Annotated in this window: 27 protein-coding genes and 1 tRNA gene; 13 read left to right on the forward strand and 15 right to left on the reverse strand. The window is 44.6% G+C overall.

Features of this window, described 5'->3' with window-relative positions; translation table 11 throughout:
- Positions 1-37: 37 nt before the first annotated feature.
- Both cysE and ICN39_RS06295 read right to left on the reverse strand, forming a co-directional pair.
- Positions 38-802 (reverse strand): serine O-acetyltransferase, encoded by a 765-nt coding sequence (cysE, locus tag ICN39_RS06290; protein ID WP_216233201.1) that lies wholly within the window; start codon positions 800-802, stop codon positions 38-40.
- 23 nt (positions 803-825) lie between these two features.
- Entirely contained in the window at positions 826-1578 is a 753-nt protein-coding gene (locus tag ICN39_RS06295; RefSeq protein WP_216233202.1) for an RNA methyltransferase, read from the reverse strand.
- 140 nt (positions 1579-1718) lie between these two features.
- Between ICN39_RS06295 and ICN39_RS06300 the strand changes: the two genes are divergently transcribed.
- The gene (locus ICN39_RS06300) at positions 1719-2507 is read left to right on the forward strand and encodes an inositol monophosphatase family protein (RefSeq protein ID WP_216233203.1); all 789 of its coding nucleotides are present in this window, start codon (positions 1719-1721) and stop codon (positions 2505-2507) included.
- 33 nt (positions 2508-2540) lie between these two features.
- Here the strand turns inward: ICN39_RS06300 and ICN39_RS06305 are convergent, their stop codons facing one another.
- The 3 genes from ICN39_RS06305 to ICN39_RS06315 are packed head-to-tail and all read right to left on the reverse strand — an operon-like array spanning position 2541 to position 4682.
- On the reverse strand, positions 2541-3323 hold the full coding sequence (locus tag ICN39_RS06305) for a UDP-2,3-diacylglucosamine diphosphatase (protein WP_216233204.1): 783 nt from the start codon (positions 3321-3323) through the stop codon (positions 2541-2543).
- Positions 3320-3823, reverse strand: a complete 504-nt coding sequence (locus ICN39_RS06310) for a peptidylprolyl isomerase (protein WP_216233205.1) — start codon at positions 3821-3823, stop codon at positions 3320-3322. Before ICN39_RS06310 ends, ICN39_RS06305 begins: the two co-directional genes overlap by 4 nt.
- A complete protein-coding gene (locus ICN39_RS06315; RefSeq protein WP_255532327.1) occupies positions 3795-4682 on the reverse strand; it encodes a tetratricopeptide repeat protein in 888 nt (295 codons plus the stop codon). The genes ICN39_RS06310 and ICN39_RS06315 overlap by 29 nt, the downstream gene beginning before the upstream one ends.
- 87 nt (positions 4683-4769) lie before the next feature.
- Here ICN39_RS06315 and cysS point away from each other — a divergent pair, with 87 nt between their 5' ends.
- The 8 genes from cysS (at position 4770) to ICN39_RS06355 (ending at position 11645) form a co-directional block, all read left to right on the forward strand.
- A complete protein-coding gene (cysS, locus tag ICN39_RS06320; RefSeq protein WP_216233207.1) occupies positions 4770-6191 on the forward strand; it encodes a cysteine--tRNA ligase in 1422 nt (473 codons plus the stop codon).
- Complete coding sequence (locus ICN39_RS06325; protein ID WP_216233208.1) at positions 6191-6859, forward strand: DNA-3-methyladenine glycosylase; 669 nt, start codon at positions 6191-6193, stop codon at positions 6857-6859. The genes cysS and ICN39_RS06325 overlap by 1 nt, the downstream gene beginning before the upstream one ends.
- Before the next feature lie 9 nt (positions 6860-6868).
- Complete coding sequence (locus ICN39_RS06330) at positions 6869-7840, forward strand: acetyl-CoA carboxylase carboxyltransferase subunit alpha (protein ID WP_216233209.1); 972 nt, start codon at positions 6869-6871, stop codon at positions 7838-7840.
- Entirely contained in the window at positions 7806-9194 is a 1389-nt protein-coding gene (gene tilS, locus ICN39_RS06335; protein WP_216233210.1) for a tRNA lysidine(34) synthetase TilS, read from the forward strand. The genes ICN39_RS06330 and tilS overlap by 35 nt, the downstream gene beginning before the upstream one ends.
- 14 nt (positions 9195-9208) lie before the next feature.
- Entirely contained in the window at positions 9209-10459 is a 1251-nt protein-coding gene (locus tag ICN39_RS06340) for an aspartate kinase (protein WP_216233211.1), read from the forward strand.
- 72 nt (positions 10460-10531) lie between these two features.
- Positions 10532-10626, forward strand: a tRNA-Ser gene (locus ICN39_RS06345).
- A gap of 279 nt (positions 10627-10905) precedes the next feature.
- Positions 10906-11238 carry a hypothetical protein gene (locus tag ICN39_RS06350; protein WP_216233212.1) on the forward strand — a complete coding sequence of 111 codons (333 nt, stop codon included), beginning with the start codon at positions 10906-10908 and terminating at the stop codon, positions 11236-11238.
- Positions 11239-11474: 236 nt separating this feature from the next.
- Positions 11475-11645, forward strand: a complete 171-nt coding sequence (locus ICN39_RS06355; RefSeq protein WP_216233213.1) for a hypothetical protein — start codon at positions 11475-11477, stop codon at positions 11643-11645.
- Here the strand turns inward: ICN39_RS06355 and ICN39_RS06360 are convergent.
- Positions 11642-11872 carry a helix-turn-helix transcriptional regulator gene (locus ICN39_RS06360; RefSeq protein WP_216233214.1) on the reverse strand — a complete coding sequence of 77 codons (231 nt, stop codon included), beginning with the start codon at positions 11870-11872 and terminating at the stop codon, positions 11642-11644. The genes ICN39_RS06355 and ICN39_RS06360 overlap by 4 nt on opposite strands.
- 397 nt (positions 11873-12269) lie before the next feature.
- Between ICN39_RS06360 and ICN39_RS06365 the strand changes: the two genes are divergently transcribed.
- On the forward strand, positions 12270-13043 hold the full coding sequence (locus ICN39_RS06365; RefSeq protein WP_216233215.1) for a peptidoglycan DD-metalloendopeptidase family protein: 774 nt from the start codon (positions 12270-12272) through the stop codon (positions 13041-13043).
- On the forward strand, positions 13019-13945 hold the full coding sequence (locus tag ICN39_RS06370) for a M48 family metallopeptidase (protein ID WP_216233216.1): 927 nt from the start codon (positions 13019-13021) through the stop codon (positions 13943-13945). The genes ICN39_RS06365 and ICN39_RS06370 overlap by 25 nt, the downstream gene beginning before the upstream one ends.
- A gap of 129 nt (positions 13946-14074) precedes the next feature.
- On the opposite strand, the gene ICN39_RS06375 is transcribed toward ICN39_RS06370, so the two are convergent.
- The 7 genes from ICN39_RS06375 to ICN39_RS06405 form a co-directional block, all read right to left on the reverse strand.
- Positions 14075-14803, reverse strand: coding sequence for a plasmid recombination protein (locus ICN39_RS06375; RefSeq protein ID WP_216233217.1), 729 nt, complete (start codon positions 14801-14803; stop codon positions 14075-14077).
- The gene (locus ICN39_RS06380) at positions 14796-15104 is read right to left on the reverse strand and encodes a hypothetical protein (RefSeq protein WP_216233218.1); all 309 of its coding nucleotides are present in this window, start codon (positions 15102-15104) and stop codon (positions 14796-14798) included. The genes ICN39_RS06375 and ICN39_RS06380 overlap by 8 nt, the downstream gene beginning before the upstream one ends.
- Positions 15091-15339, reverse strand: a complete 249-nt coding sequence (locus ICN39_RS06385) for an AlpA family transcriptional regulator (RefSeq protein WP_216233219.1) — start codon at positions 15337-15339, stop codon at positions 15091-15093. The genes ICN39_RS06380 and ICN39_RS06385 overlap by 14 nt, the downstream gene beginning before the upstream one ends.
- Before the next feature lie 99 nt (positions 15340-15438).
- Positions 15439-15906 (reverse strand): hypothetical protein, encoded by a 468-nt coding sequence (locus tag ICN39_RS06390; protein ID WP_216233220.1) that lies wholly within the window; start codon positions 15904-15906, stop codon positions 15439-15441.
- The gene (locus tag ICN39_RS06395; protein ID WP_216233221.1) at positions 15903-17138 is read right to left on the reverse strand and encodes a tyrosine-type recombinase/integrase; all 1236 of its coding nucleotides are present in this window, start codon (positions 17136-17138) and stop codon (positions 15903-15905) included. The genes ICN39_RS06390 and ICN39_RS06395 overlap by 4 nt, the downstream gene beginning before the upstream one ends.
- Before the next feature lie 393 nt (positions 17139-17531).
- Complete coding sequence (locus ICN39_RS06400) at positions 17532-18125, reverse strand: nitroreductase (RefSeq protein WP_215309027.1); 594 nt, start codon at positions 18123-18125, stop codon at positions 17532-17534.
- Positions 18115-18582, reverse strand: a complete 468-nt coding sequence (locus ICN39_RS06405; protein ID WP_216233222.1) for a nuclear transport factor 2 family protein — start codon at positions 18580-18582, stop codon at positions 18115-18117. The genes ICN39_RS06400 and ICN39_RS06405 overlap by 11 nt, the downstream gene beginning before the upstream one ends.
- 287 nt (positions 18583-18869) lie before the next feature.
- Here ICN39_RS06405 and ICN39_RS06410 point away from each other — a divergent pair, with 287 nt between their 5' ends.
- Entirely contained in the window at positions 18870-19835 is a 966-nt protein-coding gene (locus ICN39_RS06410) for an HPP family protein (protein WP_255532347.1), read from the forward strand.
- Positions 19832-20356, forward strand: a complete 525-nt coding sequence (locus ICN39_RS06415; RefSeq protein ID WP_216233224.1) for an HPP family protein — start codon at positions 19832-19834, stop codon at positions 20354-20356. The genes ICN39_RS06410 and ICN39_RS06415 overlap by 4 nt, the downstream gene beginning before the upstream one ends.
- Positions 20357-20362: 6 nt before the next feature.
- Here the strand turns inward: ICN39_RS06415 and ICN39_RS06420 are convergent, their stop codons facing one another.
- On the reverse strand, positions 20363-20872 hold the full coding sequence (locus ICN39_RS06420; protein WP_215340168.1) for an HPP family protein: 510 nt from the start codon (positions 20870-20872) through the stop codon (positions 20363-20365).
- A gap of 3 nt (positions 20873-20875) precedes the next feature.
- Positions 20876-21784, reverse strand: a complete 909-nt coding sequence (gene ybiB, locus ICN39_RS06425; RefSeq protein WP_216233225.1) for a DNA-binding protein YbiB — start codon at positions 21782-21784, stop codon at positions 20876-20878.
- Between the last annotated feature and the right edge of the window lie 2 nt (positions 21785-21786).

Here is a 21786-nt window from a genome sequence, read left to right on the forward strand (position 1 = left end):
TTCTTCTGCGTGATTTCTAAGCGCTAACCCCGCAGCACTACTCCCTCAGCCACTCTTTGATGGCATCTAGGTCGCGTTTAGTATCGCTAGAGCCTTCAGCATCAGCGCCTGCAGGCGTATTGCATAACTTGGCTAGAGCCTTTTCTAGTGCTGCAATCTTGGCTTCCTGTTCGATTGTGGCATCGATTAAACCTTTCAGCGCCATCGATACAGGATCATCTACATTTGGTGTAACACCATAAGCAGAAAAGTATTCCTTAGTTTTGCTTTCAGCGCTTTGCGGCAAGTCTGGATGCAATATACGTGCAGGAATACCCACTGCGGTAGCTCCCGCAGGAATTTCTTTTAACACTACGGCATTGGATCCAACACGTGCTCCGTCGCCCACCGTGAATCCACCGAGAACTTTTGCGCCAGCGCTGATCACAACACCTTTACCCAAAGTGGGATGACGTTTGACGCCTTTATAGAGTGAGGTGCCCCCTAAAGTAACGCCTTGGTAAATCGTGCAGTCATCACCAATTTCAGTGGTCTCACCAATCACGATGCCAAGCCCATGATCCAGAAATACTCGGCGACCAATCTTTGCGCCAGGATGAATTTCAATGCCCGTGAAAAAGCGCGCAAACATGGACAGCACACGAGCGATCCATTTCAGACCAAGGTTCCACAGAAAATGGGAGATGCGATGCAACCAAACTGCATGCAGACCTTGGTAGCAAGTAATGACCTCGAGACGATTTCGGGCTGCTGGATCTCTGGCAATAATGGAGTCGACTTGGTCGAAGAAGGGATTTGACATATTCTGATTTTAACGGGATGCGCTTATTTTCTCAGGAGCATCTGTTTTGCAATGCCGCGGAGCAGATCAATCTCTTCCTTATGAAGGCGGCTACGGGCAAATAGAGCTTGAATACGTGGCATCAGCTTCTTAGGGTTGGCTGGGTCTAAATAGCCAATGGCCTCCAGACCTTCACGCCAATGCTCCACCATGGCTGCCACGGCTGCGGGATCGGCAAATTCAGCCATTTTTTCTCGGCTAGCCAAGGCATTACGCCCCCCTAAATCCAGGGTGAGCGTTTCTCTGAGGGCATAGGCGCAGACCATGATTGCTTGGGCCAGATTAAGAGATGGGTAGTCTGGATTGGCGTCCAACCAGACTCTATGGGTGCATAAGGCCAAATGATCGTTATCCAGGCCGGTTCTTTCTGGACCAAAGAGTAGGGCAACTTGGCCTCCTCTTGATGCCGTATCGGCTATCAGGGCTTTAGCACTCTGCCAGTCTAAGGCCGGTGGGCCAAACTCTCGATCGCGGCTAGTTAAGCCCAAAACAAGGGAGCAGCCCTCTACTGCAGAGGCTAAAGAGCTACTTTCTGAAGAGCATTCAAGGATATCGGCTGCACCGCTGGCTAGAGCGATTGCATCAGCATTTTTTGCTACGCCTTTGATCTTAGGGTTGATGAGGCGCAGGTCGCTAAAGCCCATGGTTTTAAGGGCGCGAGCAGCAGAACCCACGTTTCCTGGGTGACTGGTTTCGACTAAAACCCAGCGTAGTAATTCAGATTTGTCGATATTCATCAATGCCAATGGGAATGTTTATAGGAGGTAATGGACGCTAATCGTTTAGAATCAGTCTGTTAGCTTCGTATTGTCATGCAATTTACCTTTTTGCAGGCATTACAAGGAGCTTGTTCTTATTTAATTTGTCCATCAATACTATGCATCCCATGTTAAATGTGGCCGTCAAGGCCGCCCGTCGCGCAGGAACAGTCATTAATCGTGCTTCTTTGAATTTGGAGCGCTTGCAGGTTGACCGTAAGCAACACAACGATTTCGTCACCGAGGTGGACAAAGCCGCAGAAGCGGCCATCATTGAAACGCTGAGCGAAGCTTATCCAACTCATGGATTTTTGGCTGAAGAAACAGGCGCGCACAATGCGGACGCAGAAAACGTTTGGATCATTGATCCACTGGATGGCACAACCAATTTCATTCATGGCTTTCCGCAGTATGCGGTTTCGATTGCGCTGGCAGTGAATGGCGTCACTCAACAAGCTGTCGTTTATGACCCAACACGTGATGAGTTGTTTACCGCTACTCGTGGTGCGGGCGCGTATTTGGACCGCCGGCGTTTGCGCGTAGCTACGCAAGATCGTTTAGCAAATGCTTTACTCGGTACTGGTTTTCCGTATCGCGAAGACCAAGACTTAGAAAAGTATTTGAAAATCTTTGCTGAGATGTCACGTCAATGCGCTGGCTTACGTCGCCCAGGCGCTGCATCATTGGATTTGGCTTATGTGGCAGCTGGTCGTTACGATGGATTTTTTGAGAGCGATCTCAAGCCATGGGATATGGCTGCCGGTGCTTTGTTAATCACTGAAGCGGGCGGATTGATCGGCAACTATCGTGGCGAAGAAGGCTTTCTGAAGAGTGGTGAAGTCATGGCGGCTAATCCACGCATCTTTGCGCAGATGGTTCAGTCACTCTCTAAATACTCAGCTTCTTAATAGACATCTCTCGATCTGAGAGACCCGTAGCGCTTAGTGCTTAATGAGGTCCAGATAGCGCACTCCCGCGCCATCGATGAGCAGAGCGCTTGCCCTAGGGTGAAGGCTCTCAGGATGATCGAGATCCCAATCAGATAAAACCCAGCGCTGCCAAGCCTGGGTATCTAAAGATTCCTCATGATGCGCTGGTAAGTGGGTATGCCCATGAATTAATCTGTCTACAGATTGATCTTTCAATACAGCAGCACAAGCTGCTCGTGTGACATCCATTTTGAGTTGACTGGAGGCGGAGCGTTGCTGCGTTTGATATTGGCTATGGCTATTGCTACGAAGATGCTGAGCAACACCTCTGCGCCAATTGAGTGGCAGAGTTAAAAACAGTTTTTGAATCCAAGGTTTTCTAACAAAGCTACGAAATACCTGGTAGCCAAGGTCTGCGGTACATAAAGCGTCGCCATGGGCTAAGGCCCATTTTTGTCCAGCGATCTCAACAATAGTTGGATCAGACAAGAGCGTCATGCCAGTCTTTTTAATAAAACTTTTGCCGATTAAAAAATCTCGATTGCCATGCAAGTAATATGTTTTTACTTTGGTGGAAAGATTGGCGATAGCACGCTGAACTTCCTGTTGAAAAGGTGAGGATGCGGATGCATCGTCACCAACCCAATATTCAAATAAGTCACCCAAAATAAATACAGCCTCGACTTTAGGGGCTTCTTTTTCACAGAAGTCGAAAAAGCGTTGCGCCGTCAAGGGCATTGACGGCGTCAGGTGTAGATCCGATATGAGCAGTGCGCTCGCGTGTTGCGGGATCATTCCTCGAGAACAGTAGCCTTCTCGATAACAACATCTTCAGCTGGAACGTCTTGATGAAAGCCAGAGCTTCCAGTCTTTACTTTGCGAATGGTGTCAACAACATCCATGCCGTCAGTGACTTTGCCGAAAACCGCGTAGCCCCAGCCTTGAGCATTCTGAGCGGTGTGGTTCAAGAAATCATTGTCATTCACGTTAATGAAGAATTGAGCCGTAGCAGAATGTGGGTCGCTAGTACGGGCCATAGCTACGGTGTAGCGATCATTCTTGAGGCCGTTATTGGCTTCGTTTTCAATTTCTGCACCAGTTGGCTTTTGCTTCATGCCAGCAGTCATGCCGCCGCCTTGAACCATAAAGTTATCAATGACGCGATGAAAAATCGTGCCATCATAATGACCGCTTTTTACGTATTGCAAAAAGTTGGCAACACTTTTAGGTGCCTTAGCTGCATCAAGAGTGAGGGTGATATCGCCCTTATTGGTTTTTAAGAGTACTTTCGCCATTATTTGGTCTACTTTCTGGAAGGTTGGTGGATGGGTTGTTACTTGGCAGAGAATCTGCAGAATTGAGGGTGCGATTAACAGGGCGCTTTGCAGAGGGCTTCAACACATCCAGTAGCGCTTTAGCACGATTGGAGTACTGACGCTGATTCAACGTTGCATTTTTCGCAGCATCTTCATACGCTTGGGCACCGAGGCGAATATAGATCTCACCCAAATTGGCTGAGGCAATGGCATAGGTGGGACGCAGCTTTAAAGCTAGCTCTAAATAATCTCTTGCTTCAATCCACTGGCCTTGATTGGCGGCAATCGCTGCAAGGTTGTTGTAAGGCTCGGGCAATTCAGGAAACTGCTGGGTAATTTCAATCAAAGTCTTTTTAGCTTGGTCAAATTGGCGCATCTCAATTTGTAAACGCGCTTTTACAAAACGTAATTGCACATTACGTGGAGTTTTCTTGAGATCCACATTGATTTGAGTAACTGCGTCTTGATATTTGCGTGCCTTGATGAGTTTTTCCACATCGGATGGCACTGCATTTTTAGTGATGGGGTCCGGCTCAATAATGAGGAAGGACAGGAATGGCACACCCACGGTCTCAGATAGCTCTGGGTTTAGTGGGTCATAACCCATATCAGCCGATAGTCTAGGTGGATCGGTTGGGCTGTAACCACCTAAATAGGGTTGTGGAGCTGATTGGCCTGACTTCATTTCCTGGGCATTTAATGCCGCAATTTCAGCATCTGCACGCTGCTGGGCAGGCGTGCTGCAGCCTGTCATCAGCACCAGGGATGCCAAAGTAGCAAAAGCTGGGGCTAAGACCTTATTTAAGGTAGGGCGTGGCGCTGGGACGTTGTGGGACATAGAGGAAGGGGTGTGAAACGGGCTCATTCGATATACTCAGCGCTCAGTCTAACAAATTGGCGCTACTTGCCCCACCTTTATAGCCCTATGCTGCAAATCTATAACACCCTTAGCCGTTCCAAGCAGGTCTTTAAGCCCATAGTGCCGGGCAAGGTCAAGATGTACGTCTGCGGAATGACGGTTTACGATTTTTGCCATATTGGCCATGCTAGGGTCATGATCGTCTTTGATATGGTCGTTCGCTGGCTCAGGGCTAGTGGCTATGAAGTGCTGTATGTACGGAATATCACCGATATTGATGACAAGATCATCAACCGCGCCATTGAGAATGGTGAGCCAATTTCTGCATTAACCAATCGCTTTATTGATGCGATGCATGCCGACTCCGATGAGCTCGGTTTAATGCACCCCGATCAAGAGCCGCGCGCTACTGATTTCATCCAACAAATGCAGGGCATGATTGGCAAGCTTATTGAAAAAGAATTGGCTTATCAAGCGAATGATGGTGACGTCAACTTTGCGGTGCGCTTATTGCCACGTTATGGCCAGTTATCCGGCAAGACTTTAGATGAGCTCAATGCTGGCGAGCGCGTTGCAATAGGCGATGGCAAACGCGATCCACTTGATTTTGTTTTATGGAAGAGCGCTAAACCTGAAGAGCCTGCTGATACTCGCTGGAAATCACCATGGGGTGAAGGTCGTCCAGGTTGGCATATTGAATGTTCTGCAATGTCCTGTGATTTATTAGGCGAGCACTTTGACATACATGGCGGTGGCGCCGACTTGCAGTTTCCGCATCACGAAAACGAAATTGCCCAAAGTGAAGGTGCTTTATATGGCAAGGATCGCAAAGAGGATGATGCCCCCTTTGTGAATTACTGGATGCATAACGGCCATATTCGTGTGAACGAAGAGAAGATGTCCAAGTCATTGGGTAACTTCTTTTTAATACGGGATGTCTTAAAAAGCTTTGATCCAGAAGTACTGCGTTTCTTTATGTTGAAGGCGCATTACCGTAGTCCGATTAATTACAGCGATGCCCAGCTTGAAGAGGCTCGTTCTGGCTTGGGTCGTCTATATACCGCCTTAGCTCAGGCTCCTAAAACGCAAGCAATCAAGTTAGATCCGAATAACCCATGGGCTAAACGCTTCGCGGATGCCATGAATGATGATTTCAATACGCCCGAAGCAATTGCAGTCTTGTTTGACTTAGCTAGCGAAGTCAATCGTACGCAGGGTGACGAAAAGCAATTGCTCGCAAATACATTGAAGGCTCTTGGAGCTTCTTTGAATTTCTTGCAACGCGATCCAACTGCATTTTTGCAGGCGGGATCTAAGGGCCACGATGGCTTAAGTCCCGAGCAAATTGAAGAACAGATTGCGGCACGTATTGCTGCTAAACAGGCAAAAGATTTTGCTAAAGCAGACTTGATTCGCAAGACATTGCTAGAACAAGGTATTGTTTTGGAAGATAAACCCGGCGGCTTAACAGAATGGCGTAGGGCTTAATGACCGTAGTTAATGCTAAACCAGCATCAGATTCAATCTTGCAAGAAATCGCCCCTGAATATTGGGAGCAGGCTTGTAAAGAATTAATGAAGCACGACCGTATTTTGAAAAAACTGATTCCTAAAATTGGATCTGGATTTTTAGTGACACGCGGTGACTCATTTAATACTTTGGCAAGAGCGATTGTTGGGCAGCAGATTTCAGTAGCTGCCGCTCAAACTGTCTGGAATAGAGTAGTTGTCGCTAGTAAAAAGAAAGTAACCCCTAAAAACATCCTAGCGCTCTCCATAGAGGAATTGCGCGCCGCTGGATTATCTGGCCGCAAGGTGGAGTACATCCGCGATTTAGCTGATCACTTCGATTCTGGGCGCCTCCATGCCAATCAGTGGAAAGACATGGATGATGAGAGCGTAATTAAAGAATTGAGCGCCATTCGGGGAATTGGCCGCTGGACCGCTGAAATGTTCCTCATTTTTAATATGGTTCGTCCTAATATCCTCCCCCTAGACGATGTTGGTCTAATTAAGGCTATTTCCCTCAATTACTTCAGTGGTGAGCCTGTCAGCCGCCATGAGGCTAGGGAGGTGGCGGCTAATTGGGCCCCGTGGCGTACGGTTGCCACTTGGTATATGTGGAGAAGTATCGACCCCGCCCCAGTTGAATATTAAAATCAGACTATGAAAACGACTTTCCTGGATTTTGAGCAGCAAATCGCCGAATTAGAGTCAAAGATTGAAGAGCTGCGTTTTGTGCAAGATGAGTCATCGGTAGACATTTCCGATGAGATTAAAACGCTTGCTGAAAAAAGCCAGCAATTAACAAAAGATGTGTATGCCAATCTCACTCCTTGGCAGGTCTCACAAGTAGCGCGTCATCCGCAGCGCCCTTACACGCTAGATTATGTTGGCGCCTTATTTACCGACTTTCATGAGTTGCATGGTGATCGTACTTTTGCAGATGATCAATCGATCATCGCTGGATTAGCCCGTTTTGAAAATCAACCCTGCATGGTGATTGGTCATCAAAAGGGTCGCGACACCAAAGAGCGCGCTCTCCGAAACTTTGGTATGAGCCGTCCAGAAGGTTATCGTAAAGCGATGCGCCTGATGCGCCTTGCAGAAAAGTTTGGTATTCCAGTCTTTACCTTTGTGGATACCCCAGGCGCATTCCCAGGGATTGATGCGGAAGAGCGCAATCAGTCTGAAGCGATTGGCCGCAATTTGTATGTGCAAGCAGAGCTAGAAGTTCCAATCATCGCCACGATTATTGGTGAAGGCGGCTCTGGTGGTGCGCTAGCAATTGCCATGGGAGACGTAGTCTTAATGTTGCAGAACTCTACCTACTCGGTGATTTCGCCTGAAGGCTGTGCATCCATTCTGTGGAAGACGGCCGATAAGGCTCCTGAGGCGGCTGAGCAGTTGGGTCTAACGGCTCAACGCCTAAAGGCCTTGGGTCTGATTGATAAGATCGTTGCCGAGCCTATTGGTGGTGCGCATCGCGATTACGACAATATGATGAGTAATATGCGCAAAGCACTTACTGAATCTTTAAAGACTTTTGATGGCATTAAAGTAGATGCATTGCTTGAACGTCGTCATGAGCGCTTAATGAGCTATGGCAAGTTCAAGGAAATCACAGCTAAGTCCTAAGCCGGGAAAACGAATTGCGGTTGCCCTCAGTGGCGGCCTCGATTCGGTTGTGTTGCTTGATACGGTTTGTAAAGCACAAGCTAAAGCAACAACGCAAAACAAAACCAAAGACCAAACCAAAGACCAAACCAAAGACCAAATCTACGCATTTCACATTCATCATGGTTTACAAAAACCAGCGGATGATTGGCTGATCTTTTGCGAGAAGCTTGCAAAGCAATACAAGATCCATTTTGATTTTCGTCTTCTGCATCTAGACGACCAAAAAGAAAAAGGCAATATCGAAGCAAGGGCAAGAGCGGGGCGTTATGAAGCTCTCGCTGACCTCTGTGAAGAGTATGGCATTGAAGACTTGCTGCTCGCGCACCACCAGAACGATCAAGCTGAAACGGTCCTGCTCCAGCTAATTAGGGGCTCTGGAGTAGCGGGCTTATCAGGTATGCCGAAAGCAAGGGGACTCACTACTAATCAAAGTCTCACTCTTTGGCGACCACTCTTAAATCAAAGTAGACATGAGTTAGAGGCTTATGCCAAAGAGCATAAGCTCAAATGGATTGAAGACCCCAGTAATCAAGATCGCAAATATAGACGCAATGCGATTCGCAGAGACATCATTCCAAAATTAGAAAAGATTCAGCCGGAAGCATTGGCAAACATGGCGCGTAGCGCAGAACTTTTGGGAGAGGCGCAAACTCTACTCAATCGTCTGGCCAAGCAAGATGGGAAGAGCATTCTCAATAAAGATCAATTGAAAGTAGTGCCATTATTAGCTCTTGCTAAGGATGACTTGCCGGCAGCAAATAATGTCTTGCGCTATTGGTTGCAAACGCAACAGTTGGCGATGCCATCTCAAGAACGTCTTCAGGCATGGTGGCGTGATCTTGCAAAAGTCAAAACAGACGCCAAATTAGAGTGGCTGCATGACGATAGAAAAATCTACCTATGGCGTGGGGCACTGCAAGTATCGAATCCAAATGAAGGGCGTTGGGTTCTCAAATCATTGCCAGCGAATTCCAAGCAATTGGGGCTGCCAGCTGATTGGGTTAAAAAAGCCCAAGAAAATAATCAAATCACCCTCAGAGAGCGCCTAGGCTCCGAGAAGATTCAGATTAAGCCCGAGACACCCCGTAAAACCCTCAAAAACCTCTACCAGGAGGCTGATATCCCGCCTTGGGAGCGTCAGGCACCCTTACTCTATATCGGTGATGAGTTAATCGCTGTAGCTGGGATTGGGCTTAGTTATCCGCATCTCACATCCATGGGAAGGCGAGTACTCCCGGAATGGGTGCAAAACCCTGTAAAATTAGCCCTTTTTAGACCTCCAAGGATTCATTTCCTTGTTACAGATAGTTAGATAGACAGTTTTTTATGGCTCTTATCGTTCATAAATATGGCGGCACCTCAATGGGCTCAACAGAGCGCATTGCCAATGTTGCCAAACGCGTAGCTAAATGGATGCGTGCTGGCCACCAGGTAGTGGTTGTGCCATCAGCTATGTCAGGCGAAACCAATCGCTTGCTAGGCCTTGCAAAAGAGATTAATCCGGACGCAAGCCCACGCGAGTTAGATCAAATTGCATCTACTGGTGAGCAAGTCAGTTCTGGCCTATTGGCTCTGGCACTCATGCGTGAAGGCGTTGATGCGGTGAGTTACGCTGGTTGGCAGGTAACAGTGCATACCGATTCTGCTTTTACTAAAGCACGCATCAAGAGTATTGAGGGCGACAAGATTCTCAAAGATCTGAATGCTGGCCGTGCAGTCGTTGTTACCGGTTTCCAGGGTGTTGATCCTAACGGCAATATCACCACACTAGGTCGCGGTGGCTCCGATACATCAGCAGTAGCAATGGCAGCAGCTTTAAAAGCGGATGAGTGTTTGATATACACAGACGTTGATGGTGTCTACACAACTGACCCACGTGTTTGTGAAGATGCGCGCCGCCTAGACAAGATTACCTTTGAAGAGATGCTAGAAATGGCAAGCTTAGGTTCAAAGGTATTGCAGATTCGTTCAGTCGAGTTTGCAGGTAAGTACAAAGTTAAAACCCGTGTTCTGTCTTCATTGACAGACCCATTGATGCCTTTAGACATAGAAATGAAGTCGGGCACCTTGATTACATTTGAAGAGGACAGCACTATGGAAGCCGCAGTTATTTCCGGCATCGCCTTTGCGCGTGATGAAGCGAAGATTACCGTTCTTGGAGTTCCTGATCGTCCAGGTATCGCATATCAAATCCTTGGCCCGATTGCAGATGCCAATATTGATGTGGACATGATTATTCAGAACCAATCAGTGGAAGGTAAAACAGACTTTACGTTCACAGTGCCGCGTGCTGATTATCAAAAAGCATTGGACTTACTAAAGAACACTGTACAAGCGCACATCGAGGCAAAAGAAATCTCTGGCGATCCAAAGGTATCTAAAGTTTCAGTAGTTGGCGTTGGCATGCGTTCCCATGTTGGCATTGCCAGCAAGATGTTCCGCACTTTGTCAGAAGAGGGCATCAATATCCTGATGATCTCTACCAGCGAAATCAAGATCTCAGTGGTGATTGATGAGAAATACATGGAATTGGCTGTACGCGCCTTGCACAAGGCGTTTGAGCTAGATCAGAAGTAAGTAAAAAGCGTAATAAACCCCTCAGGAGCGGTTATCCGTTAAACTGTGGGGCGTTGTAATAGTATGAAGTACGGAGACGTGGCCGAGCTGGTCGAAGGCACTCCCCTGCTAAGGGAGCATCGGGGCTAAAACTCTGATCGGAGGTTCGAATCCTCTCGTCTCCGCCAAATACTCTGTATTTTGGCAATGAAATCAAAGGGTTACAGGTTTGGTTATCTGTATACCCCTTTTTCAACCCTCACTTCATCATTCCATAGACTCCATTTTTCCCTAGAAACTAGGGGTGGGGGAAGGAAAACCTACAGATTTAAATATAGATATAAGGGTGCTTCTGACGCCGACCTAACTTTTCAAATTTAAGTTTTTTATGAGTCAACTCGTTCATTTTCATCAGCGTTATTAGGGTAAGAGGATGAATAACCTCTGTACATAAATGGGAGGTCAAAATGAAAAAGATACTCGTTTCCCTAGTAACTGCATTAACTCTAGTAGGTGTTGCCTCTTCAGCAAATGCTCATGGCTGGAGAGGGGGTTATGGTGGCTACGGTGGTGGTTGGCATGGAGGTGGATGGGCACCATTTGCGGTGGGTGCTGTAGCAGGTGCGGTAGTAGCTAATGCTTATTACAGACCAGCCCCTGTTTACTATGGCCCAGCATATTACCCCCCACAAAACTACTACTATCCACAACAACATGCTGCAGCCTATTGTCCTGAAAATGGCTTGTACTATCCTCAAACTCAAGCCTGTCCTAGTGGATGGCAAAGAGTGGTCAACTAAGCAACTTTACTCAAATAAAAGCATTGAACCACCTACGGGTGGTTTTTTATTGCCTGACCTTCTTGTTATTATTATTTGTATGTTAGATATTGAATTCTTTGCAAGAGTAAATCCTCAAAGACTTACCTCTTTTGACGAGGACCTCAAGACATGGAGAAAAGAGTTTCAAGACGATGAGAAGCGAAATGCCCTAAAAAGGGTGGGGCACCTAAAAGCCGAACCATTAGAAACAACCTATGAAAGATTTCCTGAAGAAAGCTAAGCCCACCCTTGAGAGCCTTTTGAGGGAAAGTCAGGTTATTACAGGAAAAGACTTGATTAAGCGTAAAGAGGACAAGGATAAGGAATTGGCTTTATTCCAAGAAGCCCTTGAGTTTGAGGAGCGACACAGAAAGCCTAAGTCTTAGAATTTATCGACCAGTCTCTTTAGCCATTTACTTGGCTCAAGGTCTAATGCCTCGCAGTAAGAAGTAAACTCAATTACATCTATATTGCGCTCTCCAGATTCAACTTTTGAGATGTAGCTCTGGGGCTTCTTTAGTTTCTTGGCTAGGTCAACTTGATGCATCTTGGCCTGTAATCGAGCATTTTTAAGCTCAGACCTAAGAAGTTCGTATTTTTGACGTTCCAGCATCGTTTGATGCTAAGAGCTATCACTAAATATCCCATATTAGGATATAGAATATAGAGATTAGAACCATCGGGGTGAGCAATGAAGTGTCTACTGGCATTTACAGCTTTAGTTTTAGCATCTATTTCTTTAGTGTATGGACAGTGGGGGCAACCTCAGTGCGGCACCTCATTTACCCCTCCGTGTATTCAGCAAGTTAGACCTGCTGTACCACCACCAGGTCCTCCTAGAGCAGACCCTTATCAAAATAGGCCAGATTATCCCCAGCAATTGAATGGAGGTGGTTTTTCACAAACTCGGCAAACGGACTGGAATTGTGTCGCAAGGTGTACTGCTCAGGGTGGTGGCGGGAATCAATGCAACCAAATTTGTTCGCAATAGAAACTTTGAAATTTAATAAATGAGAATTGCAGTTGCTTTTATCTTCACGTTTGTAAATGTTCTGGCTTTTGGCCAGAATGCACCTTCGACTTATGTGGTAAAGGAGGGGGATACGATTGCACGAATTGCTTTGGACCATGGAATTAGTCCAAAAGAATTTGCCACATGGAATTGTTTGCTAACAGGAAATCCACAATCTGTTAGCCAAATATACATTGGCCAAATATTGAGTTTGCAGCCTAAAAATAATTCTTGTAACCAAGTATCTTCTGGTGCTGCACCGACAAGCTCTCCACCAAACTTTATCTGGCCAGCAAAAGGGAAAGTTGTACAGAGCACGGTGGGAATTGGCAAAGGAATTGCTATTTTGGGTCAATATGGAGACCCAGTAGTAGCAGCAGCCGATGGTACAGTGGCATACGCTGGAGATGGCCTCAAAGGCTATGGCAATTTGGTGCTCATTAAACACGACAGTACTTATTTAACAGCCTATGCTAACAATAGTTCCTTGCAAGTAAGAACTAATGATTTTGTTTCCAAAGGACAAAAGATTGCAGAAGTAGGCGGTTCAGATATTAACAATCCACAATTGCATTTTGAAATCAGGGTCAATGGAAAACCAGTTGACCCAGAACCATATCTTAAGGGCCTCATAGCTTCAACTCCTTCGGCACCCTCAGCGTCTTCAAACCCAACACCCTCTTTAGGTGATTACAAAAATAAATGTAAAGAACTAGGCTTTAAAGAGCAGACAGAGGCATTTGGAAAATGCGTACTACGACTTTCAAAATAGTTGTTACGTTAACCATTCTTTTGGGTTCGAGCCTATGCTTCAGTCTTGATACTTCTGATGAGGAAAAGGCATGTAGAGATATTGGATTTACCAAGAAGAATCCTCAGCTTGGTGAATGTGTTTTAGAGTTGTTAGAGAGAAAGCAAGCATTTGAGGCAGCAAAAAAAGCAAATGCTGTTAGTCAACTGAGTTATAGGTCTTCACCCCCGAGACCAGGCAGTACTTCGGTTTGGGATTTGAGGCAAATCGCCAATTCAAGCAATCAAATTTCTTACTTAAATAGGCCAGATTCCTCTGTTTATGAAACGTTAAAGGTGGAGGATGCTAAATCAGTTGTTGCTGTGGCTAACGCGATAGGTAGGAACTCTGGGATACGTCCAACACTATTTCTATTGGAATCAAGCGAGCTGAATGCTGGAGCAACCTTCAATAAGGATGGCAAGCCAATCATTATTATCAATAAGCCAATGATGGATTTGATAAAAGATGACCCCGATATGGCTGCAGCTCTATTAGGTCACGAGATGGCTCATCTTTATTTAAGGCATCCTGGCGCTACTGCTGGAGCTGATGCGGCAGGAAGTATTTTAGGGTTGCTCGCTGGTATCGCCTTAGAAATTGTTGCTCAAAATAAATTAGGCGTTACAAATCTAGGATTGCAGGGCGGGCAACTTATTGGAACTGCTTTTTCTACATCTTTTACTAGAGACCAAGAGAGAGATGCAGACAGGCTTGGATTGATTTGGGCCAAGCAAGATGGTTACGACCCCAATGGAGCCATCAAGCTATTTAAAGCTATTGAGAGCAAAAGTGGCAATACTTTGATTCCTTTTTTCCAAAGCCATCCTAACCCAAGTGAGCGTATTGAAAATGCTCAGAGAGTAATCAATGGGGGAGGATAGCAAGTTCTGCAAATAATCCTTGTATAGATATACAGAGACTAAATATATGTAGTGATTAAAAGGCTAACTTGTGTAGACCAATTTCTAACCGCACTCCTCATGCTCACTAAATCTATACGATTACCTGCGCTACTTAGTCATTATTTCAACAAATTCCTCTCGGCCTTTTATATTCGGATGAATCCCAATGGCATTCAATAAGGGTAGCGGATTCATTTGGATAACCCTCTCTAATGCATCTCGATATTCCGTTAGTTTTTCAGGAAATCTAATTACGGTATCCAGAAAATTATTGGTCAGATTTATTCGTTGTTCGGACGATATCAGATGGATAGGTATTGGCTTATGAATTCCATATTTATTGGCTACTTTTGTAAAATAGTCATCTATCATGGCTCGTTGTTGAGCTTTGTAACCGCAGATTTCTTTGGCTGTTAATTTTCCATTTCTTAAAGGCAGCATAACTACATGCATATGCGGTATTCCTTCATCAAAGTGGATTACAGCGTTAAGCACAGGAACTTTGAGATAAGCTCTTATCCATTCCAAAGAGTTACGGAATAGACCCATCAAATTACCCTCAAAATGGATATCTGGACAGAAGATGGCCTCAATAGCGAGAATGGCATCCTTCCTAATCTTTTTTTTGTATCCATTACTCAATAATTCTTTTGCCTCTAGTGCTACCAACTTAGAGTGATTTGCCCCCTCAAGGATGATGTTCAAATGACTCTTTCTTGGGTCAATTCGACTAGTTCCTCCAAGTTCAGCAGTTATTTCCCTTAAGTTATGTCTGGCGGCAATTTCAGCAGAATAAGCTCCTTTAATCTTTTTGAGTTTGAAAATTAAATTACCCATTTAACTTTCTCCCAGCAAGGATTCGAGAGCCTGTAGTTGTGGCTCTTATAAGGGCGCTTACAAGGTGAGCAGGAATACCAGGAAGAGTGAATATCTCCTCGGTAGCCTTAGCCATTACCTTAGCTATCTCTCCTAGGTATGCATCCTTAAAAATCTCAGGACGAACCTTTTCCTTTTGGTATTCCAGAAGATAAAGGCATAGTTCTTCACCTTTTATTATTCGTTGCTTAATTATTGGTTTCCAGATTGGACAAATGGGGGCTGAGCAGAACTCAAATCTATCGCAGTCATAGATTTTCATATGACCCCCTCGATGATTCAAGTGAAGATACTAGGGACTTAATCTGCTCATTAGATTGACCAGCTATTCGAGCAGATAGAAGAGTGCTTATTTCGTTGGAGGGCCAGCCAACAGCTCTTTTACCAAGTCTGATTGGCTTAACAAACAATCCATCTTTTACTTGCTGATATATATGTGAACGTGAGACTCCAAATGTTGTTAATACATCTGGAAGTCTATGAATCTCTGAAATCATTATTAACTCCTTTAGTGGTTTAACTAAGGAGTAGTTTCGAGATTCTCTTTCAATCTGAAAATTGCTGTCATAGCCCTATTTTTAGGGATGATGGACTATTTATTTAATATTCCTTAAAAAGTACTGAATTTTTGGTTTCACATAGTTGTAGTTTGCTTTAATGCGGTCAAATCTGCATCCATCAATATCGCTGACCTTTGCCCTCGCTATGTAATCGGCAATCGCCTTTTCCAACGTCAATTCATAGCGTTCCCTGAGGTATTGGACGAAATAATAATCACGAACTCGCTCGCCTAGATTGATTGAGCTCTCTTTTCTGCCTTTAATCTTGGCTTTGCCATATACAAGTTTGAAAGCATCGGGATGCTTTAACCAAATCTTATTATCTTTGGGTAAGGATTTGAGGGCATGAACAAGTGTCCAGTATTTTGCCTCTATAGTGCTCAGTATTTGCTGCATCTCTATGTCAATTCGTTTCTTGTCGATGGAGCTATGAAGTTCAGAAATTAGGAAGTGAATTTCTTTTCCTTCCTCAAACTTCGACTCATTAAATTCTTTACAAGTCACGCTGCACTCCTAAATGGAAGTACTTGGCTGCTATCCAGTTGACCTTCGGCTAATTGGGCAAAATGATTCATCAAGTTAATGCGATTTTGGTATTGATTAGACCTTAAGTAGGATGCTTCTACCTTATTGGGATTATTGTGTGCTAGAGCTGCTTCAGCAATCTCTGCTGGGAAGTTGGTAGCTTCAGATACCCAGGTGCGGAAGGTTGAGCGGAATCCATGAACAACAATTTCTTTATTTGATGTCTTATCTTTGTAGCCCTTTATACCTCTCACAACCTCTAGCATTGCCATATTAGAGAGCACTCCCATTTTCTTATCGTTAGGGAAAACCCATTTTTCATGAAGTCCTTTAACCTTTTCAAGAATTGCAACTGCTGAAGGGGAGAGTGGAATAGCATGCTCTTTTGCCATCTTCATTCTGGTAGCTGGAATCGTCCATCTTTTTTCATCAAGGTCAATTTCATCCCATTGAGCATTGATTACTTCACCTGTTCTAGAGGCGGTTAGGATTAAGAACTCTAAGGCGAGTCTGCTCACTGCATTTGACTTTCTTAGCTCCTTAATAAAAGTAGACAATTGTTTCCAATGCAATGAGGGCTGATGAATTCTTTCAGTGGGTTTTTTGGCTAAACTAAACTCTAAATTTCCTTTCATTGCAGCAGGATTCTCACCGGTTCTAAAGCCCATACTCTTCGCGTAGTCCAAGACCCTTTCAATCCGACCCCTAAGTTTCCTGGCCGTATCGTTCTTCTCATTCCAGATGGGTTGAAGCACCTTTAGGACTAGTGGGGTGGAGATGAAATCTACCTTGATGTTAGAGAGACTCTTAGCATCATTTTTAAGGGTGTTGCGCCACTGGAGTTCACTCTTGGCATTCTTCCAGTCGGACTTATGAATTTCAATGTATGCCTCACAACATTCCCAAAAAGTTGGAACATTCAAAGACTTCTTTAAATTTCTTTCATAGAGTGGGTCTTTGCCTTCTAGCAACATCTTGCGAGACTCAGCAAGTTTTAATCTGGCCGCCTGTAGACTGACATCTTTCAAGGCTCCAAAGCCCATTTCTCTAACGCGCTTATTGAGCTGGTATCTGAATATCCATGACTTACTAATGCCTCTGGCTCCCTCGCGAACTTGAAGGTAAAGGCCATCTCCATCCAAATGATTTCCAAGGTTCTTGGTTGTCTCTACGAACTTAGCTGAGAGCTGGTTGCTTGTTCTATTGGCCATATAAATCCATTTTACCTACCCATTGTTCAACCCCATTTATGCTACAGGATTTATAAGAACTGTAAAGAACATTCTTGGACTAATATCAGCCTATGAGCCAATAAATATATGGGGTATTTGGAATTCCTTGGATTTTCTTGGAGGTGGTGAGAACGCCTCTCGTCTCCGCCAGTACTTTTGGCATTTTTTCTGTTTTTCACTATATGCATCAATGACTTAGCCTCATAACCGGGGCTTTTTCTTTATTACTCCCGCTTACCAGTACGCTTACCACTCAAGCAATATTTGATTCCGGATGTGTGGCTAATGCAATTTAAGCTAACGATTACTCAGCACACCTTGATGGCATGGTTAATTAATTGTTGAGAAGCTAAAAACGTTCAATAGATTCAGCTAGAAAACTGAACTGTAAGAATTTGCATCAGGCCTATGCTTATTGGGCTTATGAACCGAGATAGTGCCGATAGTGATGAAGCACAGAGGCTCCTCTTTATCTTTAAATAAAAATAATTCCCTCATCTTTTGGCTGTAAAGAGCCTTACCGCTTGATAGTCCTGAGCCAAATCCCAAAGCATTAGCCATTAGCAAAATATTTTGAATTGCACACCCTGCGGAGATGAGTTTTTCTTGCTCGGGAATATTGTCAAGTTCATTGTTCAGCTTAGCGGTTGCCAATAAAAGCAAGGGGCCTCGAAAAGCTTTCTGCTTTGCTTCATCAATTTGAGTTAACGTTGCGCTTGGGTCTCTTGCTATGAGTGCGTCTGCAAATAAGTCACCTAATAAATTACGACTTTCGGGACTGACTTCATAAAAGTGCCAAGGCGTTACCTTTCCATGGTCGGGAGCGGCTCCAGCCGCATTCAAAATTTCTAATTTCTGGGGTAGGTTAGGGCCTGGTGCAATCAGTCTTTTAGGAGAAACATGCTGGCGACTATGGATCAGTGCATGAGCAAAGCCTCCGAGTGAATCTAAATTATCAGAAGCCAAAATCACTTAGTCCTGGATGGTCATCAGGTCTTCTTCCTAGGGGCCAAAAAAAATTTCGGTCAGATTCTTTAATGGGTAAATCATTAATGCTAGCGAAACGTCTCATCATGAAACCATTTTCATTGAACTCCCAATTCTCATTACCAAAGCTGCGACTCCAATTGCCAGAGTCATCATGACATTCGTAGGCAAAACGAACCGCAATGCGGTTATCTGTAAATGCCCATAATTCCTTAATCAGGCGGTAGTCTAGCTCCTTGGCCCATTTGCGGCGAAGAAACTCTTTGACTTGTTCTCTGCCTTTAGGGAATTCAGCCCGATTTCGCCAAATAGTATCTTCCGTATAAACCAGGGAAACCTTCTCGGGATCTCTTGTATTCCAAGCATCTTCAGCCATTCGAATTTTTTGAATTGCTGTTTCTTTAGTAAAAGGGGGTAGGGGTAGTTTTTGTTCCATAGTACTTTGCGGTTAATCTTTCGGAATAATAAGAATAAACAGGGATTTGCATACAATAGCAAAATTAGTACCACTTTTGGTGCATTCAAAATAAGCCTTTAATGAGATCGCATTTGAGACATTTTTTTAAAAAGTTAATTACCATTTTTCTTCTGGAAACTACCTCAGTTTCTTGGTTGGAGAGGTTTAGATCGGCTTTAGGAGTTGTGCTGGGCTTGCTCGCAATAATGGGTCTTGGTTTATTGCTTGCAAGTTACGGAAACGCATCACCATGGATTGTCGCTTCGATGGGTGCCACTGCATTTTTATTATTTGTCTTGCCCTCAAGCCCAATGGCGCAACCATGGGCGGTTATAGGGGGTAGTTGCGTTTCTGCTTTGATAGGTGTTGCTTGTACGCAGTTTGTTCACGAATTGCCATTATTAATCCCCCTGTCCGTTGGGCTCGCAATTTTGGCAATGTTTACTTTGCGTTGCTTACACGCGCCTGCTGCAGCTTTGGCCCTTTTGATTCCTTTGGGCGGAATGGTAGATTTTCATTTTGTGCTTTTTCCGGTTATGGGTAATGCTGTTTTATTGGTTTTATGTGCAGTCATTTATAACTCCTTAACTGGCAAGCCATATCCGCAACGCCCCAAGGTGATCTTAGATTCATCTCCACTACAAAAACGAAACCGTAAGATCGAAGATCAGGAAATTAGTGCTGTTTTAGAGAGATATAACCAAGTTCTAGATATCAGCAAGGATGACTTGGCTAATTTGATTTCTCAAGTTGAGCATGGGGCATATCAAAAGAAGTTGCAAGGTATGCTGTGTAAAAATATTATGACCACTGAAGTCTTATATGTTGGCATGGATTCACCTTTGGATCAAGCATGGAATTTACTGCGCAAGCGTCATGTTAAAGCTTTACCAGTCATAGATGGTGCAAAAAGGGTGCTTGGAATTATTACTCTAGAGGATTTTCTTAAAAGTGCAGCAGTGGATTTCCACCAAACTTTTGGACAGCGCATCAGGGGTTTTATGCGGACAGCTGTTCCCGGTTTGAATAGTTTGCCTAACGCTGTTGGGCAGGTGATGAGTAAGCCGGTAAGGGTAATTAGTGAAGATCGAAATATGCTTGACTTGGCTGAGATATTTTGTGGTGATGGTCATCACCATATCCCCGTAATTAATGATAATAGGCAGCTGGTAGGAATGATCACCCAATCTGACTTTGTAAAAGCTATTGACCAGTCTATTGATATTAGATGAAAAATATTTTCAATAAACTGATTAATTTCTTTCATCAAATCGCACCACCTCAGGACCAATACTCTTGGTTTGATAGGTTGCGAGTATCGATTGGTGTTGGCCTAACTATTTTTGCGATAGCCCTATTGAATCTTCTATGGGGTGATATGACTCAAGACGAGAACATGGTGACGGCAGTTTTTGGAGTCAGCGCTCTATGCATTTTCCTACTTCCCAATAGTAAATTCTTTTCGCCCTTAACTTTAATAGAGGCAAATCTATTGGCTTCCTGCGTAGCCTTCATTTGTGTTTATCTAATTTCATCGATTTCTGTGGGAATTCCAGTCGCCGTCATTGGTACGATAGTTGGAATGTATTTGCTGGGGTGCATGCATCCGCCAGCGGTTTTCTTAAGTATTTTTATAGTAATGGCTGGAACTAATAGCTATGACTTTGCCTTGCATCCTGTTTTGGCCGACTCTCTTGTATTGGCCTTGGCGAGTTTTTTAAACAAAGCTTTAATAAAGCGTTCATTGGGCTAAGCTTTGCTACCCCCAAACACTCCAATCCTTGGATTGCGGTGAGGGTTCATTCCACTTCACCGGGTAATGCAGGGCTTTACCGGGAGTGAGGCGACTCCAGATGGCTGCTACAACCGCAAGAATCGTCACGCTTACCAAAACAACTGCTGTAAGATGACCAAAGCCAGCATGTGCCTGGATCATGATGAGTGGATTAGCACCAGCCGGCGGATGAACAGTTTGCGTAAGCAATAAGACTACCAAAGTAATTACCTCCGCTAGCAAGTAAACCCATAAAGCATCATCAAAGAGCTGGTAACAGACAATGCCAATGAGTGCGCTAATGAGGTGCCCGCCAAATAAAGCTCTTGGCTGTGCTGCAGGAGCACCAGTCAAGCCAAACAGAAATATCGTAGAGCCACCCAGTGATGCAAGCAGTAATGGTGATGCCGGTGGTTTTGTAACAATTAAAGCCAATCCAAGTGCAACCATTGCGCCTAGCGAAACCCATGCCAAACGTTTAACTATTTTGAGCATGACTTAGTGTAATCCAGCCATCGTAGATATTTGAATGGCTTGCCTGAGAATTGAGCTCGGACATTTGACTTGCCCAGATAGAATTTGCTCGGTAACGGATGCCGTTGAAATGGCGTCAATCTCTAAAAACGGACTGAGATCTTCAAAGCGCTCTTCGGGGGTTGTCATTTCATTCGCATTTGCAAGAAAAAAATGCATTTCTGGCAATCGCTGTAGAGAAGCGGTTGGCTCACCCTCGCTTCCCCTCATAAAAATTGCATTTGCTGAACGAAGTTGAAAAAATTCTCGTAGTTTTTCTGGATATTCTGGGTGGGTGTAGTTAGAAACTTGCCAAGAGCTCTGAAGCGTTGGATTAATCAGTTTTGCCAGCACATGACCAGTATTCCGCAGACCAATTCTTTCTCTGATATCTAATAATTTTTGAAGGGCTGGGGAAATAACATTAAGAGGGCAAAAGATCGGTTGATTCAATGCCAGGAGGGCGCCAAATTCATCTTTGGACTTGAGAATTGGCCAGCCAAGAGACTTAAAAATTTCATGGCTCGTTACCCTGGTTAGATCTTTTTCGACCCCCTGAACAAGCACTGTAAAACCATAACTAGCAAGTATGCCGGAAAGGAGTGGCGTTAAGTTTGCTTGTTTTCTAGCCCCGTTATAACTTGGTAAGACTATGGTGGGGCGTTTGCCAAGATTCAGTAAATTCAGATGCGGTTGTAGGGCGTCCATAAAGCCCACGAGCTCAGAGACAGACTCACCCTTGATGCGCATAGCTATACAAAATGCACCCAGCTCTAAATCGCTGACATTGCCATCTAGAATTTGAGTGAAGACTTCTTTTGCCTGATTGCGATCAAGGTCGCCGGCGCCTTTGCTGCCTCGGCCAATGACTTTTAAGAATGATGTGATGCTCATTG

The sequence above is a fragment of the Polynucleobacter sp. AP-Reno-20A-A9 genome, assembly GCF_018882085.1.
Classification (GTDB): Bacteria; Pseudomonadota; Gammaproteobacteria; order Burkholderiales; family Burkholderiaceae; genus Polynucleobacter.

Coding starts and splice junctions, on each gene's coding strand:
- cysE (WP_216233201.1), bottom strand. CDS start 802: ATGTCAAATCCCTTCTTCGACCAAGTCGACTCCATTATTGCCAGAGAT.
- ICN39_RS06295 (WP_216233202.1), bottom strand. CDS start 1,578: ATGAATATCGACAAATCTGAATTACTACGCTGGGTTTTAGTCGAAACC.
- ICN39_RS06300 (WP_216233203.1), top strand. CDS start 1,719: ATGCATCCCATGTTAAATGTGGCCGTCAAGGCCGCCCGTCGCGCAGGA.
- ICN39_RS06305 (WP_216233204.1), bottom strand. CDS start 3,323: ATGATCCCGCAACACGCGAGCGCACTGCTCATATCGGATCTACACCTG.
- ICN39_RS06310 (WP_216233205.1), bottom strand. CDS start 3,823: ATGGCGAAAGTACTCTTAAAAACCAATAAGGGCGATATCACCCTCACT.
- ICN39_RS06315 (WP_255532327.1), bottom strand. CDS start 4,682: ATGTCCCACAACGTCCCAGCGCCACGCCCTACCTTAAATAAGGTCTTA.
- cysS (WP_216233207.1), top strand. CDS start 4,770: ATGCTGCAAATCTATAACACCCTTAGCCGTTCCAAGCAGGTCTTTAAG.
- ICN39_RS06325 (WP_216233208.1), top strand. CDS start 6,191: ATGACCGTAGTTAATGCTAAACCAGCATCAGATTCAATCTTGCAAGAA.
- ICN39_RS06330 (WP_216233209.1), top strand. CDS start 6,869: ATGAAAACGACTTTCCTGGATTTTGAGCAGCAAATCGCCGAATTAGAG.
- tilS (WP_216233210.1), top strand. CDS start 7,806: ATGGCAAGTTCAAGGAAATCACAGCTAAGTCCTAAGCCGGGAAAACGA.
- ICN39_RS06340 (WP_216233211.1), top strand. CDS start 9,209: ATGGCTCTTATCGTTCATAAATATGGCGGCACCTCAATGGGCTCAACA.
- ICN39_RS06350 (WP_216233212.1), top strand. CDS start 10,906: ATGAAAAAGATACTCGTTTCCCTAGTAACTGCATTAACTCTAGTAGGT.
- ICN39_RS06355 (WP_216233213.1), top strand. CDS start 11,475: ATGAAAGATTTCCTGAAGAAAGCTAAGCCCACCCTTGAGAGCCTTTTG.
- ICN39_RS06360 (WP_216233214.1), bottom strand. CDS start 11,872: ATGCTGGAACGTCAAAAATACGAACTTCTTAGGTCTGAGCTTAAAAAT.
- ICN39_RS06365 (WP_216233215.1), top strand. CDS start 12,270: ATGAGAATTGCAGTTGCTTTTATCTTCACGTTTGTAAATGTTCTGGCT.
- ICN39_RS06370 (WP_216233216.1), top strand. CDS start 13,019: ATGCGTACTACGACTTTCAAAATAGTTGTTACGTTAACCATTCTTTTG.
- ICN39_RS06375 (WP_216233217.1), bottom strand. CDS start 14,803: ATGGGTAATTTAATTTTCAAACTCAAAAAGATTAAAGGAGCTTATTCT.
- ICN39_RS06380 (WP_216233218.1), bottom strand. CDS start 15,104: ATGAAAATCTATGACTGCGATAGATTTGAGTTCTGCTCAGCCCCCATT.
- ICN39_RS06385 (WP_216233219.1), bottom strand. CDS start 15,339: ATGATTTCAGAGATTCATAGACTTCCAGATGTATTAACAACATTTGGA.
- ICN39_RS06395 (WP_216233221.1), bottom strand. CDS start 17,138: ATGGCCAATAGAACAAGCAACCAGCTCTCAGCTAAGTTCGTAGAGACA.
- ICN39_RS06405 (WP_216233222.1), bottom strand. CDS start 18,582: ATGGAACAAAAACTACCCCTACCCCCTTTTACTAAAGAAACAGCAATT.
- ICN39_RS06410 (WP_255532347.1), top strand. CDS start 18,870: ATGGGTGCCACTGCATTTTTATTATTTGTCTTGCCCTCAAGCCCAATG.
- ICN39_RS06415 (WP_216233224.1), top strand. CDS start 19,832: ATGAAAAATATTTTCAATAAACTGATTAATTTCTTTCATCAAATCGCA.
- ICN39_RS06420 (WP_215340168.1), bottom strand. CDS start 20,872: ATGCTCAAAATAGTTAAACGTTTGGCATGGGTTTCGCTAGGCGCAATG.
- ybiB (WP_216233225.1), bottom strand. CDS start 21,784: ATGAGCATCACATCATTCTTAAAAGTCATTGGCCGAGGCAGCAAAGGC.